Source organism: Sphingomonas sp. IBVSS2 (assembly GCF_002127225.1).
GTDB lineage: Bacteria > Pseudomonadota > Alphaproteobacteria > Sphingomonadales > Sphingomonadaceae > Sphingomonas.
On sequence record NZ_NFUR01000001.1, the window covers coordinates 269068 to 285366 of the forward strand.

Annotated in this window: 13 protein-coding genes; all 13 read left to right on the forward strand. The window is 69.4% G+C overall.

The features are described 5' to 3' along the window. Nucleotides 1–57 precede the first annotated feature (57 nt). A complete protein-coding gene (locus tag CAP40_RS01185; protein WP_144034187.1) occupies nucleotides 58–1077 on the forward strand; it encodes a hypothetical protein in 1020 nt (339 codons plus the stop codon). Further along, nucleotides 1074–1331 carry a hypothetical protein gene (locus CAP40_RS01190; protein ID WP_086127535.1) on the forward strand — a complete coding sequence of 86 codons (258 nt, stop codon included), beginning with the start codon at nucleotides 1074–1076 and terminating at the stop codon, nucleotides 1329–1331. Before CAP40_RS01185 ends, CAP40_RS01190 begins: the two co-directional genes overlap by 4 nt. Next, the gene (locus CAP40_RS01195) at nucleotides 1328–2137 is read left to right on the forward strand and encodes a hypothetical protein (protein WP_086127536.1); all 810 of its coding nucleotides are present in this window, start codon (nucleotides 1328–1330) and stop codon (nucleotides 2135–2137) included. Before CAP40_RS01190 ends, CAP40_RS01195 begins: the two co-directional genes overlap by 4 nt. Then, on the forward strand, nucleotides 2134–3609 hold the full coding sequence (locus CAP40_RS01200) for a S8 family serine peptidase (protein ID WP_086127537.1): 1476 nt from the start codon (nucleotides 2134–2136) through the stop codon (nucleotides 3607–3609). The genes CAP40_RS01195 and CAP40_RS01200 overlap by 4 nt, the downstream gene beginning before the upstream one ends. A gap of 72 nt (nucleotides 3610–3681) precedes the next feature. Next, entirely contained in the window at nucleotides 3682–5451 is a 1770-nt protein-coding gene (locus CAP40_RS01205) for a hypothetical protein (protein ID WP_086127538.1), read from the forward strand. Nucleotides 5452–5474: 23 nt separating this feature from the next. Then, nucleotides 5475–6533, forward strand: a complete 1059-nt coding sequence (locus CAP40_RS01210) for a hypothetical protein (RefSeq protein WP_086127539.1) — start codon at nucleotides 5475–5477, stop codon at nucleotides 6531–6533. A 30-nt stretch (nucleotides 6534–6563) separates the two neighbouring features. After that, on the forward strand, nucleotides 6564–7916 hold the full coding sequence (locus CAP40_RS20080; RefSeq protein ID WP_144034188.1) for a hypothetical protein: 1353 nt from the start codon (nucleotides 6564–6566) through the stop codon (nucleotides 7914–7916). A gap of 3 nt (nucleotides 7917–7919) precedes the next feature. Beyond that, the gene (locus tag CAP40_RS01220; protein ID WP_179187845.1) at nucleotides 7920–9152 is read left to right on the forward strand and encodes a hypothetical protein; all 1233 of its coding nucleotides are present in this window, start codon (nucleotides 7920–7922) and stop codon (nucleotides 9150–9152) included. Nucleotides 9153–9155: 3 nt separating this feature from the next. Next, entirely contained in the window at nucleotides 9156–10115 is a 960-nt protein-coding gene (locus CAP40_RS01225) for a hypothetical protein (RefSeq protein ID WP_086127541.1), read from the forward strand. A 3-nt stretch (nucleotides 10116–10118) separates the two neighbouring features. Continuing rightward, nucleotides 10119–11453, forward strand: coding sequence for a hypothetical protein (locus CAP40_RS01230; RefSeq protein WP_086127542.1), 1335 nt, complete (start codon nucleotides 10119–10121; stop codon nucleotides 11451–11453). Nucleotides 11454–11687: 234 nt separating this feature from the next. Then, nucleotides 11688–14120: an MHYT domain-containing protein gene (locus CAP40_RS01235; protein ID WP_086127543.1), complete on the forward strand. Its 2433-nt coding sequence runs from the start codon at nucleotides 11688–11690 to the stop codon at nucleotides 14118–14120. A 94-nt stretch (nucleotides 14121–14214) separates the two neighbouring features. After that, a complete protein-coding gene (locus tag CAP40_RS01240; RefSeq protein ID WP_086127544.1) occupies nucleotides 14215–14874 on the forward strand; it encodes a response regulator transcription factor in 660 nt (219 codons plus the stop codon). Further along, entirely contained in the window at nucleotides 14871–16241 is a 1371-nt protein-coding gene (locus tag CAP40_RS01245) for a HAMP domain-containing sensor histidine kinase (RefSeq protein ID WP_086127545.1), read from the forward strand. Before CAP40_RS01240 ends, CAP40_RS01245 begins: the two co-directional genes overlap by 4 nt. Nucleotides 16242–16299: the final 58 nt, after the last annotated feature.

Sequence of the window (16299 nt, forward strand, 5' to 3'; positions counted from 1 at the left end):
GCCCGCTCCCTCCCGCCGCCCCCTGCGGCCACGTCCCGGCAGGCGAGCCACGCCGCAATGCCCGCGCACGCCATGGCGGGCTCGTTCTGGGGCAATGACGGCACGCAGCCGCAGCCCGCGCCGCAGGACGCGCCGGGAGCGAGCGCGCCCTCCGGCGCCGGCAAGGCACCGCCCGCAACCGAGACGATCGGCCGGCGCGCCGGCGCGCTTTCCGACGAACTCAACTTCCCGGATTTCGTCGCCTCGCTGATCCACGGCACCTGGGACGCGATGGTGGATTCCTCGATCCGCCAGATGGACAGCTATGCCGATCTGGTGGCGGCGATATCGAAGCCGCTTTCCCAGTTCCGCGACGAGAACGTCACCGCCAATCAGGCGCGCGACTGGCTGATCGCGCAATATCCCGGCGATATCGGGCTGGCCCGCGGCGATGCGGAGGGCACGCTGGTGCCCCGCAAGGCCAATGGCGAGTCGGGCGAGAGCAATGCGCCCGCCTGGCTCTCCGATTTCGGCCTGGGCGGCCAGGAACTGACTCCGGAACTGATCGAGGAGCAGCTCGTCCCCGCGGCGCGCGACCGGCTGGCGGGCGACCGGATGCAGACGCTGGCGACGCTGGTGATGCTCGGCATGAACCGTATCGTCGTGAAGGACGGCTCGATCACCGCGCGCCTGCGCTTCCGCGCGGCGGCGGCGGACAAGACCGCGGTCGACTATGCGGTGAGCGACGATCCCGGCAATGCGACGCCGTCGGGCAGCTGGTCGACGCGCGGCAGCACCTCCTATCAGGCGCCGGTCACCAAGGTCTCGACCGTCGGCGTCAACGCCCAGACCGACAGCCAGCTCAACGCCGAGCTGTTCGGCGAAGTGAAGATCAACTTCGCGAGCGAGACGCTGCCGCTCGACCGGTTCGTCGACGATGCGCGGCGCACCCTGCTCGAACGCGCCGCCCGCCCCGCGCAGGTGGCCGCCAAACCACCCGCCGCCGCGTTGCCGCCTCCGACGCCCGCGCCGGCACCGGCACCCGCGGCGCCCACGCCGATAACGCCACCCGTCGCGCCCCCGGGAGGCGCCGCGTGACCGACGCCGCCCCCCGCCCCCTGGAGGACCTGATCGGCGAGCTGCTCGACGGCGTCGCCGCGCTGCCGGCGGTCGGGTTGCGCGCGACGGGCGTCACGTTCGACCTGCCGATCGAGGCCCGGGTCGAGGCCGGCCCCGCCGGCCCGCTGGTCCGCGCCGACCTGCCGCGCACGCGCACCCGCACCTGGTTCGACCGCCCGATCGGCCGCCTCTCGCTCAGTATCGGCACGCTGCCGGTGGAGGAGGTGCGATGATCGGCGAGACCGGCGAAGCGGTGGCGCTCGAGGATTTCATCCAGGCGGTGCAGTCGCAGCTCGATACCGCCCAGGCCCGCATGACGCTCAAGGCGCAGAACGACCGCTTGCCCCTGACCTTCGCGATCCGGGACATCTCGATGGACCTGAAGGCGCATCTCGAGCTCAACCAGGGCGAGCTGCGCATCCGCCCGGCGGGACCCAGCGACAAGGACCCCACTGTCCTCCATCTCGTCTTCACCGCGATCACCAAGCCGATGATCGAAGAGAATGCCGTCCCGCTCTCGGTCGACGACAAGAACGACGTGCCGCTCTCGGCATTGGGCGACGAGCTCGACCCCGCCGAGCGTCGCCGCCTGGAAGGCATCGGCGTACGCACCGTCGAGAAGCTCAACGAGCTCGAGCGCCGCGGCCTCTCCAATTCGGTCGGCCGGATCACCCGGCTCGCGCCGGACAAGCTCGAACAGGTGCTCGCCCGCGCCTCGCGCCCGATGGTCGACGATGTCAGCCGCGACGGCGCCGACGACAGCGGCCAGGCCGACGAGTTGCGCCAGCGGCTGCGGGTCAAGGGCCGCAACCTGCTGCGCGGCGGGATGCCGCCCCAGGTGACGATTGCCGGCCGCCCGGTCGATATCGTCCAGGCGCACGACAATGAGCTCGTCCTCGCTCCCGATCGCGACCAGCTCGCCGGGCAGATGAGCCTGACCCACGATCCCCGAGCGCCGACCGAATTGTGGTTCGACCAGGCGCCGCGCCGCCCCTTGCCGACCCCGCCCTCCAACGGCTTCGACGGAGGCCGGCCATGACCGCCCGGCTCGGCCGCCTCGTCCAGCCCTGGGCGCACCGCGCCGGCGCCTATGCCGCGCCCGGCAGCCTGCTCGTGCGGCTGAAGCTGGGCGAAGTGCCCGCCGGCATCCCCGCCGCACTCGACGTCCGCCGCCGCGCCGCCCAGCCCGCCGAGACCACGCAGCACGACATACTCGATCGGGTGGTCAAGTCGTTCGGCGGCACGCTGCGCGTCTCCCGCCTCCACGCCGCCGCCCAGGCGCTCCATGCGGTCGGCGCGCGCAACCGCGGCTATAGCGAGGCCGAGGAGATCAGCGGCATCGCCCGCGTGCTGCGCCTCGACGTGGAGCCGGACACGCATATCGGCTCGCTCGCCGTCTCGCTGATGCAGCTCGACATCGTCGAATCGGCGATGCCCAACTATCTCTGCACGGTCGGCCTGGACGGCCCTGCCCATCCTTCCCGCCGCGACGAGGATGACGACAATCAGGGCTGGGACCCGCGCGACATGATCCATGCGCGCCAGGCGCTCGCCTATTGTGCGGGGGATGGCGGCGTCATCGTCGGCGTGGTCGACAGCGGCATCAACCCGCATCACCCCGAATTCTCCAGCCAGGCGCCGGACACGGGCGATCGGCTCCGCCGCGGCTATGACACGGTGCAGCTGAGCGAAGGCCAGCTCGCCACCGGCATCCGGCTGCTCGGCGACAACAAGGGCGCGGATACCGATCCCACCGATCGCTATGTCGGCCATGGCACCGCCTGCGCCGCGATCATCGGCGGCAGCGGCGCGGGATTGCCGCCGGGCGTCGCCGGTGCCTGCCGCCTGCTGCCGATCCGCTCGCTCGGCGCAGCGCAGCCGCCCGATCACAAGCCGATCGGCATCGGCGCGATCAGCGACCTCGACATGGGGCTGGTGATGGCCGCCCAGCTCGGCGCCCATGTGATCAACTGCAGCTTCGGCACCGATGACGAGGCGATCGAGCCCGGCATGCCCAAGCCGCATGCCGAAGCGGTCGCCTATGCCACCGAGCGCGGCTGCACGCTGGTCGCCGCCTCGGGCAACAGCGGCGACCGGCGCGTCTACTGGCCCGCCGCCTTTCCCCAGGTGATCGCCGTCGGCGCCGTCGACGCCGAACGCCGGGTCGCCGGCTTCTCGACCAGTGGCGACCATGTCGCGCTGTGCGCGCCGGGCGTGAGCATCCGCACCGCGGACCTGGACGGCTATCAGCGCGCCACCGGCACCAGCTTCGCGGCGCCCTTCGTCGCCGGTGCCGCCGCCCTGCTCGTCGCCCGGGCGCAGGAGCGCGCCGCCGCGCTCGATCCGGAAACGATCCGCAGGGTGCTGATCGCCAGCGCCCAGCCCCACCGCGCCGACATCGCCGATGGCAACGGCGCCGGCATCCTCGATGCGGCGCGTGCGCTCGCCCTGCTCGATCGCGCGATCGACGCCGACGACACCACCGAATTGGGAGGCGCCGATGACGGCTAGAGCCCGCCCCGCGCGCTAGCGCCCCCCGCGCCTCCAACGAAGGACATCGATCTCGAAAAAGGAACTCTGAAAATGGCCGACATCCTGATCCCGACCATCCGCTTCGTCGATATCGCCAAGCGCGAGCAAGCCGCCCGCGACGCCATTCTCGACAGCCATGCCAATCTCACCGCCCGGCTCGCCAAGCTGGGCCAGCTCAGCCAGGCGGACGCCGCCGAGCTGGCGCGCGTCAAGGACCTGAAGGCGCTGATCGACGGCACCCAGAAGAACCGGCTCTATTTCGACCCCCTCTTCGCGACGGCGCGCGCCGCGCTGGCCTCGGCGGAAACCGGGCTTCGGCCGCGCGACGTCGAGCAGGAAGGCGGAATCCTCAAATTCCCCGAAATGGCCGGCGACAATGCGACCGAGGCCGAACGCGATGCCGAAGTCGCCCGCGTCGGCCTGATCCTCGGCCTGCTCCAGTATAACGGCACGCCGCTGCCACAGCTGATCGTCGTCGAGCACAGCAAGCTCAAGACCCCGCAGCCCGACCCGGCGGACCCGAACAGCGCCGCCTTCGGAGAGGGCCTGTTCAAGGCGGTGGGCCGCATTGCGGGGCGGCTCGAACTTGCCGAGCGCACGCTCAAGCAGGTCGCCGCCGCGGTCAACATCCAGGGCGACAAGCAGCAGCCGGGCGTCTCTTCCGCCGAATATGCGCGCGTGTTCGAGGGGCTGGTCGATCGCGGCGTCACCGCCGGCGACGTCAATCTGAAGCGGCTGGTCGAGGACCAGTTCGACAAGGTCCAGGCGCTCGGCGACGACCAGGCGATGCACGACATCGTCATCGACCTGCCCGACCTGGAGGCGACCACCGCCTTCGAAGTCGTCGCCAGCCATTGCAAGCTGATGGGTTCGTTCATCTTCGCCTCCGCCTTCGAGGAGCTGAAGGCGTTCCAGGTGGTCGACAAGCTGGTCGAGATGTCGCAGCGCGGCGATCTCGCGCTGGTGAAGGGGCCCGCCGGCACCCAGCTCTACAGCTATTGGCGCGAGGCGCCGAACCGGATGAGCGAGAGCGAGCGCCAGGGCTTCTACGCGATGATGCTCGGCCTGCCGACCGGCCAGCCCGGCATCAAGGTCAACACCGAGTTCCAGGACCTGTGGCTGCGCTTCGTCTCCTCGGTCTCCACGCTGGTGCGCGAAGCGCGCGTCGACGCGCTGATCCGCGCGTCCACGCCGATGGCCGTCAACCAGCAACAGGTGAAGAAGGCGGCGCGCGACCTGGCCACCAACATGTCGCTGCACGGCTATGGCATGGCCTTCTACGCGGCGGCCGACCTGCAGAAGCAGATCAACGACATGATCGCGCTGCTGCAGGACCGGGAATTGCTCTCGGCCTTCGGCGCGAACGACATGTGGGGCGTGATCGACCAGGTCGCCCAGACCGAGCTGGGCGGCGCGCGCAACAGCTCCAAATACCGGATGCTCGCCACCAGCGGCGCGATCATCACCGCATGGATCGCCGGCAATACCGAGCGGCTGCGCGATCCCACCTCGCCGATGGTCGACCTCGGCATCGTCGGCAATCCGCCCACCCGTCCGCGCGGCCAGTCGGCGGTGTCGCATCCCAACGACTATGACCTCGTCAATGCCTGCGAGATGTGGCTCGCGGACTCGGCGATGGACGAGGGCCGCATCGAGCAGATGTCGCAGCCGCGCGAGGCGCCCAACATGACGAGCCGGCCGATCCAGATCCCGTCGATCGCGCGCGACCTGCTCGACAGCGCCGGGCTCGGCATGGGCATGGGCTATGACCAGGCGCCGCGGGCGAACGGGCACGCCCCGTCCCGCTATGCCGGCTATTGAACGCGGGCGGGAGGAGCAAGGCCATGGGCTATGAACCACTCAGCACGCAGGTGAAGGGGCGACTGGTCAGCGCCTCGCGCAAGCTGCGTACCGCCAATCCGATGGGCTTTGTCGGGCGGATGCTGGAGGACAGCTTCCCCCTGCCCCTCGGCGATCCGCGCTATGCCGCCAACGCGCTGGTGCCGGGTGCCGCGCCGATAGAGCCGGTGTTCGGATCGAACCAGAGCCGCGCGCTCGCCTTCCATCTCGAGCCGCTCGGCCCCGAGGCATCGGGATGCGAGCGCCGCGACATGGCCAGCCGCGAGATGCGGCGGCTGGTGGGCGACAATTTCGGCCGCGAGGCACTGTTCTGGTTCGACGGCGCGAGCGAGAGCCATCGCAGCCTCACCCGCTCCGGCGGCCTGCGCTACGGCGCCTTCTTCGGATCGAGCTTCGACCAGAACGGGCTGGAGAGCGCCACCGTCACCTATGAGGGCGGCGGCGGCAATCCGATGACCGAGGTGAACCCGGCGCTCGCCCGGCTGATCGGCCAGGCGATGGCGGCGATGCCGGGCCTGCGCCCGGTATTCACCACGCTGGTGGCCGGGCGCGACTATGGCAGCCAATGGATCACCTTCCTGCTCACCAACCGCTTCCGCATCGCCGACATGCGGCCGATGCTGGACGAGCTGGGCCTGGGCGAGCGGCTGGCCAGCATCCTGCAGATCGTCGGCGTCGCGCTGGGCGGCCGGTTCGACGTGCCCGATGGCGCCGCCCTCGTCGCGTTCGGGCGCAGCCCCCAGGGCGTGGAGCTCGATCTGCAGATCATGCTCGATGCGATCCCGGACGTGCCGCCCAATTTCCTCCAGCTGCTCACCATGAACCTGCGCGAACGGCCGCGCGAGCTGGCGGCGCTGGAGCGCTTCCTCGAGGCGTTCACGCCCGCCGACGACATCTGGCCCGGCCGCTTCACCATCCTCGGCATCCGCGTCGGCCCCAGCGGCCCGCCCAAGGTGAAGCTCTATCTGCGCCCGGTGGAGTTCGAGATCACGCCCGCCGCCTCGCTGGTGAGCGCCGCGCCGCCCGTTCCCGTCGCCGCCTGAACCGCGGCCGGCCAGTCAAGGACCGAAGAAATGAACGCTCCCGCCCAGATCGCCGCCCCCGGGCCCGAGGTGCCGGCCGAGGGAACGCCGCGGCCCGAAGTGCGCGCCAAGGTGCGCGAGATGCTCGCCGCAACGCCGTCCTTCCACCAGCTGCCGCCCGACGCCCAGATGCAGGTGGCGCGCGACACCGCGCTGATCGCCGACGCGCTGGTCGGCAAGGCCGAGGCGGGGACGCAGTCGGTCACCGCGCAGTCGATGGCGCAAGGACCGACGGGGCAGGAGCAGTGGGAGTCCGACAAGCAGGCGGTCGACGATATCGGCAAGGAGCAATTCTCTGCCGGTTCGCTGATGGCCGGCGCCCAGGCGGCCGGCGAGTTCATGCGCCAGGTGAACTTCGTCGAATTCGTCTCGGGGCTGATCGACGGCGTGTTCAACTCGATCATCACCTCGAACATCCAGCAGATGGAGGCCTATTCGAAGATGGTCTCCGACGTGTCCAAGTCGCTGAACCAGTTCCGGGACGACAACACGACTTCGAACGACGGCAAGGACCAGCTCTGCGAGCAGTTTCCCGACCTGTTCGACATCGGCACCGACTCCTTCTCCGGCGGAGCGCCCCAGCTGCGCGTCAAGGACGGGGCGGATCTCGATGCCGGGCTGTCGAACGTGCGCGACGCGCTGGGCAGCTATGCGGACAAGGAGATCGATTCGATCGACGTCACCGATCCCGAAGTGCAGGAGACGCTGATCAAGGCCGCGCGCGGCCAGATCGCCACGTCGCGCCAGCAGCTGCTCGCCACCATGGTGATGATGGGCCTGTCGCGGATCGTCGTCACCAACGGCAAGATCCAGGCGAAGATCCTCTACGACTTCAACGCGTCGAGCCAGCGCACGCTCTCGCGCACCGCCATGGCCCGCGACTATGCGCGCGACGCCGCGGGCAACCTTGCGGTGACCACCGACGGCGAAGGCGAAAGCGAGCGCAGCGGCAAGACCAAGGGCGACTACAACAACACCTATGAAAGCGGGAAGAGCACCTACACGGGCAATTACGATTCCGATTACTATACCAAGGGCAAGTACAAATATTCGCAGAAGCCGGTGATGACCGCCCAGGCGGTGGCACAGGACCAGAGCGTCGACCAGATCACCGCCAAGGCCAGCCTGGCCGGCACCGTCGACGTGAATTTCAAGAGCGATTACCTGCCGCTCGAGAAGATGGCGACGCCCGAGATGATCGCGGCGATCCAGATGCGCTCCAAGCCGGTCGATCACAACAAGCCGCAATATACGCCGGGGCCTGCGCCCGCCGCAGCGGCACCCGCGCCCGCCCCGGCGCCGGCGCCTGCCCCAGCGCCCGCCCCCGCGCCGGCCCGTGCCTGAACCATGACCGGGCCGCTCCCTTCCGATCCGCAGCCGCAATCGCCGCCGCTCCATGGCGGGCCGGGCGGCATGACCCCGGCGGCGATCGCGCGGGTGCGCCCCAGGGTCCAGGCGATGCTCACCGGCATCCCCGCCTTCGCGATGCTGAGCGCGGCCGAGCAGGCCAAGCTTGCCAACGACATGGTGAAGGTTCTCGCCTATATCGACGATCCTGCCGGCGTCGTGGAGCAGGCGGCGACCGCGCCGGCACGCGGCATGGCGGATGCCAACGAGCAGACCCGCCAGAACCTCTCCCGGTCGCCGGGCTTCGCGGGCAAGGATTTCGTCGCCGGCGCAGCGGCGCAGGGCACGCAGCAGTTCACCAACCTCGTCCACAATGTCGATTTCCCGGCGTTCGTCGGCGGGCTGATCAACAATGTCTTCAAGTCGATCGTCGAAACCACGATCGAGCAGATGCGCGCCTATGCCGAACTGATCGCCGCGGTGGCCAAGACCGCCGAGGAATATATGGCCGAGAATATCGGCATGGGTCAGGGCCGCGACTATATGGTCGATCGTTTCCCCGACCTGCTGGCGCTCGATGTCGACACGGACAGCGGCAAGACCAAGCTGCGCGTCACCGGCGAGGACGAGGAGGCGGCGCTCGGCGAGATCCACGCGACCCTGGGCATGGCGGGGCCCGCCCCCACCGACCTGGGCGAGGAAGAGACGGAGGCCGCGTTCGTCAACGCCGCGCGCATCGTGATGGCCAAGTCGCGCCAGCAGCTGCTCGCTTCGATGGTGATGCTGGGGATAAACCGCATCGTGGTCACCGACGGATCCATCACCGCCAAGGTGAAGTTCGACATGCGCGCCACCGACGAAGCCAAGCGCGACTATCGCGCCGCCGCCTATGACCGCCAGTCGAGCCGCAACCGCAACGTCAGTGCGTTCGGTGGCAGCTTCCTGGGCTTTGGCGGCGGCTCGGTGAACGTCAACGAACAGTCCCATGTCGCCACCGTCAGCACCAGCGTCGACGAGACCAGCGAGTCCAAGCTCGAGCTTGCGGCCAAGATGCAGGGCGAGGTGCGGGTGAACTTCAAGTCCGACTATCTGCCGCTCGAGAAGATGGCCACGCCCGAGATGATCGGCGCGATCCAGGGCAATTCGATACCGCCCCCGCCGCGCGGCGGCACCCGGCCGGCGGCACCCGGTGCCGCCACGCCCACACCCACGCCCGTGCCGGCGGGGCCTTGAGCGATGCAGCACACGACCAGCCTTGCCCTCGCGCTCGAAGCGCGGCCACCCCTGCCGCACGGGCTTATCCGCGCGGTCGACGATGCCGAGCGGCTGCTCCTCGCCGCACATGCGCATGCGACGATGCTCGCCGAGCTGGGCGATATCGAACTGCCGCCCGCCGCGCGTGCCGATGCGATGCAGGTGCGCGCCATCGCCAGCCTCTATCTCGCCTCGACGCTGGAGATGGCGGGCCTGATCCAGGCGGCGGACGACTTCACCCGGCTGATGCGCACCGGCGCGCTCGAGGGCGACGTCGGCGACGCGGCCCCCGCGATCGAGCGCTTCTGGCAGAGCCGGAACCAGCGGCCCAGCGAAGCCGAGCGGCTGGCGCTGTTCGGGCGATTGTTTGGCGCACCCACCGGCCCGGAGGATGTCGGCGCCCGTGCCAATGGCGCGTTCGAGGAGCTGCTGCTCAACCTGTGCGACGCGCTCATGAAGGCTGCGGACGGCGGCAGCCAGGGGCACGCACGCCAGGCCGCGATCCAGGTCGCGGAGAATGTCTCCGGCGCGGCGAGCGGCATGGTGCTGATGCTCGCGCGCCAGATCCTCGACACGCTTTCCCAGGCCATCGCCCTGCTCAACAATGCGCAGGTCCGCGCGCTGCTGCATGCCCGCACCCTGTGGGACGCGGTCGGCGCGATCGACCGCAAGTTCCGCCGCACGCCGCGGCCGACGCTCACGCTGCTGCGCCGGGGCCGTGCCGGCATGGCCGTGCTCGCCTGGCTCGCCGAGCATGTCGACACGATCGAGACCGCCGGCGGCAACCTGGTCCAGCCCAGCGACCCCGTCGTCGATTCCGCAGTCGACTGGGTCGACGAGACGCTGTCGATCGTGCGCGGGCAGGGTGGCACGCCCGCGGCGCCCAATCCCCCATCCGCTCCCGGCGGCGCGAGCACCAGCTGGCGCGACCTGGGGAGCTGAGCCGTGGCGACGGCGCTCGCCACCCCTTCGCCGGCGGTGCGCGGCGCGATCCGCGATTCGCTCACCGCGGCCAGGGGCTTCGACGATCTCGACCCGCGCGACCGCCACGAGATCGCCAATGCGCTGGTGCGGATCGCGCACGCCGCGCAACTGTTCGAGACCGAAGCCGCGGCCGGCGCCGCGCGGAGGAAACCCGCCGCCCTCGCCGCCGGGATGAACGCCGGCGATCATGTCTCGGGCACCGCCGTCGCGGGCGTCGCGGGCACCACCCATGCCGTCCTGCGCGCGATCAGCTTCCCGCGCTTCGTCGCCGAACTGATCAACGGCATCTTCCGCGCGATGGTCGACACCAACCAGCAGCAGCTCCGGCAATATATCGAACTCGTCCGCGGCGTCTCGCAGTCGCTCGACGGCTTCGCCTCGACCGGCGGATCGAGCGACGATCCCGCCAAGCGCTGGCTCGCCGAGCAATTTCCCCAGAGCTTCCGCATCGAGGAGCCCGAGGCGCCCGATCCGCGCGACGTGCCCGACCCCGAGGACGTGCCCGATCCGATCCGGCTGGCCCCGACGGGCGCCCCGCCGACGATCGATGCCGTGCGCGCGGCGCTCAACCTGGAGCCGGACGCCGCGATCCCCGGCACCGGCGCCCAGGAGCTGATCCCCTTCGTGCGCAGCTCGCTGGCGCGCAACCGCCAGCAGATGCTGGCGACGATGGTGCAGATGGGCATGCAGCGCATCGTCATCGATTCCGGGAGGATCGCCGCGTCGATGCGCTTCCATATCGACGCCCAATCGGCAGCGCGCGAGCAGGAGCATAGCGGCTTCGACACCCGCACCTCGCTCGCCGCCAGCGCATCGGGCGGGTTCGGATTCTGGAGCGCATCGGCATCGGTCAATTCGACCATCGGCTATGTGCGGACCGACGACGTGACCACCAACGAGAGCACCAACGTCTCGGCCGATCTCGACAGCTCGGTCGAGCTGCATTTCCGCACCGACCAGGTGCCGCTCGACCGGATCGCATCGCAGAACACGGTCGAACGGCTGCGGCTGAACACGCTCAACCCCGAGCGCGAGGCGCAGATCGCGGCCGAGACCGATCGCGCCCGCATCACCGCCAACGGGACCGCGAATCCACCGGTCGCGGCCAGCGGCGGAACGGGCCTGGCGCCGGCGCAGACGGTGACCGCCCCGGCGCTCGCACCGGTCACGCCGCGCGGCGCCGCACCGGCTCCCGCAGCACCGGCAGCAGGCGCATCCGGCGGGTCCAGCGCCGCACCGCCGGCCGGCGGCGGGGCCGCGGCAAACCCGCCCGTGGCCGCGGCACCCGCGCATTAGAGGTGACGGCCGAAGCCGGGCCGCCAGTCATCCGGCACGAGCGCGACGGGATTGCCGCCTCGGTTATCGGCAACGCGCGCCCCACAGGCGATCGTCAGGCGGCGCCGGCACAGGTTTCTTCGTCTGTATTTTCCCGATGCGACATCGCATAATGGGCCGGGCCAAATATTCCGGACATGGAATTTAATGCCAAGCCGATTGCAAGAATTCGTGCGGCGTGGAATTTAGCAGATCATGGTTATGACCGGCAGCCATGATGCCTTTCTGGTGATGCTGTCGATTCTGATTGCGATCTTCGCGTCTTTCACTGCGCTCAGTCTGGCCAGCCGCATCCGATCCTCCACGGGCTGGACGCGGCGCGTATGGATCTCGGCCGCGGCGGCGGCCCTGGGCGGTGGCATCTGGTCGATGCATTTCGTCGCCATGCTGGCCTTCCACATGCCGGGCATGCGGATGAGCTATGACATCGGGCTCACCTTGCTTTCCCTTGCGCTCGCGCTCGGGTTCACCGGCGTCGGCTTCGCCACCCTGAACTGGCAGTCGGTATCCCGGGGGAGGATCGTCGCCGCCGGCATGCTGATCGGCTCGGGCGTCCTCGCGATGCACTATGTCGGCATGGCCGCCATGCGGATGCCGGCAACGCTCCGCTATGAACCCCTCTGGTTCGGCATCTCGGTTGTGATTGCCCTCGGCGCCGCCACCGCGGCGGTCTGGCTCGCCTCCCGCGACCGCAAGATGAGCCATCGCATCGCCGCCGCGATCCTGATGGGGTTTGCCATAGCGGGCATGCACTATTCCGGCATGCGCGCCGCGGTGTTCACGGTGGGCGCATATGCCGACATACGCGACGGGCTGCCGAGCGTCGGGCAAGCCTATCTCGCGGGCGCCATCGCCGCCATCACCGTCCTGATCCTGCTGCTTGCCCTGGGCGCCGCGACGCTGGAACGGCTCTTCCAGGGCTTTTCGAGGCGCGAGGCGCGGAGCGCGCTTCGCCTCGAGATCGCCGACATCCTGCGGGAGCGCGATACCGACAAGGCGCTGCACCAGGTCGCGGCGCTGATGGGGAAGCATTTCGGCGTCACCCGCACCGGCTATGGCAGGCTGGATGCGGCCGAGAACCTGTTCGACTATGATGTCTGCTGGACGGACGGAACCGTGCCGCCGCTCCTCGGCCGGCTTCCGGCCGCTGCTTTCGGGATCAAGATCGTGGCCGCGCTCGGCAGGGGCGAGACGGTCGTTATCGAGGACCTGCTGCAAGCGGAACTCAGCGACGAACTGCATACGCGCGACACCGCGCGAAAGGTCGGCACGCGCTCGATCCTGGTGGTGCCGTTCCTGCGCGACGGGCGCCTGCGCACCATCGTCTATCTCAACGATCGCCATCCGCGGCGCTGGCGGCAGGACGAGATCGCCTTCATGGAGGAGATTGCCGAACGCACCCGCCTGGTGACGGAGCGTGCCGCGGTCGAGGATCAGCTGCGCGAGCTCAACGCGACGCTCGAGGCGCGTGTCGAGGCCCGTTCGATGGAGCTGCGCCGCGCGCAGGAAGCCTTGCTCCAGAGCCAGAAGATGGAAGCGGTCGGGCAATTGGTCGCCGGCCTTTCGCACGACTTCAACAATGTGCTGGGTGCGGTAGTGGGCGCCTTCGAGCTGATCCGCCGCCGCATGCACGAGCCCGACAAGGTTCGGCATTTCGCCGAAGCCGGGTTGCAGGCGGCCGAACGGGGATCGAGGCTCACCGCGCAGCTGCTTGCCTTTTCCCGTTCGCAGGACATCCAGCTGCAACCCATATTGATCCGCGACGTGATCGAGGCGCTGGCCGATCTGCTGCGCCGGACGCTCGGCCCGATGATCGCTCTCGAACTGCGTTTCGATCCCTCGCCGGCGCCGGTCATGGCCGATCCGACCCAGGTCGAGATGATGGCGCTCAACCTGGCGATCAATGCGCGCGATGCGATGCCGGACGGCGGGCGGCTGACCATTTCGACGGCACTGCGCACGATCGCCGGCGATCCCGAGATGCACGATGGCGACTATGTCGAGATCGCTTTCGCGGACACGGGCACGGGCATGGACGAAATGACGCTGCGGCGCGCGATGGAGCCCTTCTTCACCACCAAGCCGGTAGGGAAGGGCACCGGCCTCGGCCTGGCGCAGATCTATGGCAGTGTACGTCAGGCGGGCGGCACGGTGCGCATCGACAGCGCGGTCGCGCAGGGGACCAACGTCCGCGTGCTCCTGCCCCGTACGGATCGCGCACCGATGCCGATCGAACCGGGCGCGCCGGAAATCGCGGCCGCCCTGGGCAGGAGCTGTCGGATATTGCTGGTGGACGACGATCCGGATCTGCGGGTCGTGTTCGCCGCCGCGCTGGAAGCATCGGGGCATGTCGTGACCAGCGCCGCCGACGGGCCGGCCGCCCTGGCCCTGCTCGAGGAGGCGGCGCCGGACGTGCTGCTGCTCGATTTCGCGATGCCCGGAATGAACGGCGTGGAAGTCGCCAGCGAGATCCGCCGCCGCAGGCCGGGGCTTCCGATCGTCTTCGCGAGCGGCTTTCCGGATGTCGGAGCGATCGAGGCGATCCAGGGATCGACGGCGATCTTGCGCAAGCCCTTTCACATGGACGAGCTGCTGAAGGCGTTGGGAGAAGCCGTTCGCAGCCGCTGATCATTGCGCGCCCACAGGCTTCCCTGCCGATCTGGATTGGTCCGGCATGCCGCGCTAGGCTGCCCCGAAGCGACGTAGCAACGAAACAAAGATCATGGCGCGCCTACTCCTCGTCGAAGATGACGCTCCCCTGGGCCGGGGCATGCGGGCCGCACTGGAAGATGCCGGCCATGCGGTCGATTGGGCCAGGACCGGGGAGGAGGCATTGCTGGCGTGCCGCAGCGAAGCCTATGGCGTCATCCTGCTGGACCTCGGCCTTCCCGATATCGCGGGGCTGGAGGTGCTCCGCGAACTTCGGGACAAGAACCGGCTCGTCCCGGTCATCGTCATCACGGCGCAGGACCGGATCACGCAGCGCGTTGCGGGGCTGGATGCCGGCGCCGACGATTATCTGGTCAAGCCGCTGGATATCGATGAGCTGGCCGCGCGCGTACGCGCGCAGTTGCGGCGGCGCGACGGACGTGGATCCGATCTTCTCGTCGCACGCGACGTGGCGCTCGACCTTGGAGGCCGCACCGTCCGGCTGCGCGACCAGCCGGTCGCGCTGACCGCCAAGGAATTCCGGATAGCCGCGCTCCTCATGCGCCGGGCCGGCCGTTTCGTCAGCAAGGCGGAACTCGAGGCGGCGCTGTACGACCAGGATCAGTATATCGAGAGCAATACGGTGGAGGTCGCCATCTCGGCACTGCGGCGCAAGCTGGACAAGGACTTCATCGTCACCGCGCGCGGGCTCGGCTACATGGTCGCGAAATGAAGGGGGCCATCGGCCGCTCCCTCACCGGCGCACTCTATGTCCGCACGCTGCTGCTGGTCGCGGTGACCGGAATGCTGATGGCCGGGGTGCTCTTCGCGATCGTGCGCGCCGACATCAACCAGCGCGCGGACCAGCAGCTGATCACCGCGACGCACGTACTGCATCTGCTCATGCGGGAGGAATTCACCGGGGAGGACCCAAAGTCACGGACGAACCACGACACCCCCTATCGCAGGCTGCTCAGCGAGGAGGATCTCAGCGCGTTCCGCGCCTCCGCCGCGTGGCGCCAGTTCGCCGTCTATCATTTCGGTATCCTGACGGTGCCGCCGACGCGAGGCGATGTCGGGAAGGGCGTGGCCGCGATACCCGGGTTTCGCACCTTCAGCGTCGGTAGCGGCGAATGGCGCAGCTATGGCCTCGCGGTTCCCGAGCAACGGCTGCTGATCGTGGTGGCGGAGCCGATGCAGTCGCGGGCCGGGCTGATCCTGCGCGTCGGCGAGCAGTTGATCGGGCCGATCATGCTCCTGATCCTCGGCAGCGCGGTGCTGCTATGGCTCACGCTGCGCCGCGGGCTGTCGGCGGTGCAGCAGCTCAGCGCCACGCTCGGCAGCCGGTCCGCGGCCGAGCTGAAGCCGCTGCACCTCCACACCATGCCGCGCGATCTGGCGCCGATAGTCGCCGCGCTGAACGGCCTCCTCGCGCGCGTGCGCGCCGCGATCGAGCACGAACAAGCCTTTGCCGACCATGCCGCGCATCAATTGCGCACCCCGCTCGCCGCGCTGAAGCTACGGGCGCAACTGCTGCTGCGGCGGGCGCCACCCGACTCCGAGGAGCATGCGGCGCTTTCCGATCTGCTGGAAAGCGTGGATCGCGGCAGCGACACGATCACCCAGATGCTGCAGCTCGCCCGGCTCGACGCGGCGACGCTCACCCGCGAGCAGGTCGATCTGCGCGAGCTGGCAAGCGAAGTCATCGCGGATCGCGCGCTGTTCGCGGCGCGGGCCGGCGCCGATTTCTCGCTGACGGCACCCGAAGCGGCAATCGCCTCGACCGACCCGACACCGCTGCGGGTGGCGCTGGCGACGATCATCGACAATGCCGTGGAGCATGCGGCGAGCGGCGGCACGATCGATGTCGAGATCCGCCGCGTTGGCGGGAGGATGGCGCTGGTCGTGCGCGATCGCGGCCCGGGCATGCATCCCGAGCGCCTGTCGGGAGCGGCGGGCCGGGATCGCAATCCCCGCCCCGGCAAGGGCCTGGGCCTGGCAATCGCCCGGCGAGCGGTGACGGTGCTGGGCGGCGAACTGCTGCTCGAGAACCGGGACGACGGCCCGGGGCTGCGGGCGACGATTTTCCTGCCGGATTGACCGCCACCTTCAGTTTCGCATCAGCTTCGCGATCTATCGGCGGCGCCTCTCCTGCCGT

Coding starts and splice junctions, on each gene's coding strand:
- CAP40_RS20080 (WP_144034188.1), top strand. CDS start 6,564: ATGAACGCTCCCGCCCAGATCGCCGCCCCCGGGCCCGAGGTGCCGGCC.
- CAP40_RS01235 (WP_086127543.1), top strand. CDS start 11,688: ATGGTTATGACCGGCAGCCATGATGCCTTTCTGGTGATGCTGTCGATT.
- CAP40_RS01220 (WP_179187845.1), top strand. CDS start 7,920: ATGACCGGGCCGCTCCCTTCCGATCCGCAGCCGCAATCGCCGCCGCTC.
- CAP40_RS01185 (WP_144034187.1), top strand. CDS start 58: ATGCCCGCGCACGCCATGGCGGGCTCGTTCTGGGGCAATGACGGCACG.
- CAP40_RS01205 (WP_086127538.1), top strand. CDS start 3,682: ATGGCCGACATCCTGATCCCGACCATCCGCTTCGTCGATATCGCCAAG.
- CAP40_RS01195 (WP_086127536.1), top strand. CDS start 1,328: ATGATCGGCGAGACCGGCGAAGCGGTGGCGCTCGAGGATTTCATCCAG.
- CAP40_RS01225 (WP_086127541.1), top strand. CDS start 9,156: ATGCAGCACACGACCAGCCTTGCCCTCGCGCTCGAAGCGCGGCCACCC.
- CAP40_RS01210 (WP_086127539.1), top strand. CDS start 5,475: ATGGGCTATGAACCACTCAGCACGCAGGTGAAGGGGCGACTGGTCAGC.
- CAP40_RS01245 (WP_086127545.1), top strand. CDS start 14,871: ATGAAGGGGGCCATCGGCCGCTCCCTCACCGGCGCACTCTATGTCCGC.
- CAP40_RS01240 (WP_086127544.1), top strand. CDS start 14,215: ATGGCGCGCCTACTCCTCGTCGAAGATGACGCTCCCCTGGGCCGGGGC.
- CAP40_RS01200 (WP_086127537.1), top strand. CDS start 2,134: ATGACCGCCCGGCTCGGCCGCCTCGTCCAGCCCTGGGCGCACCGCGCC.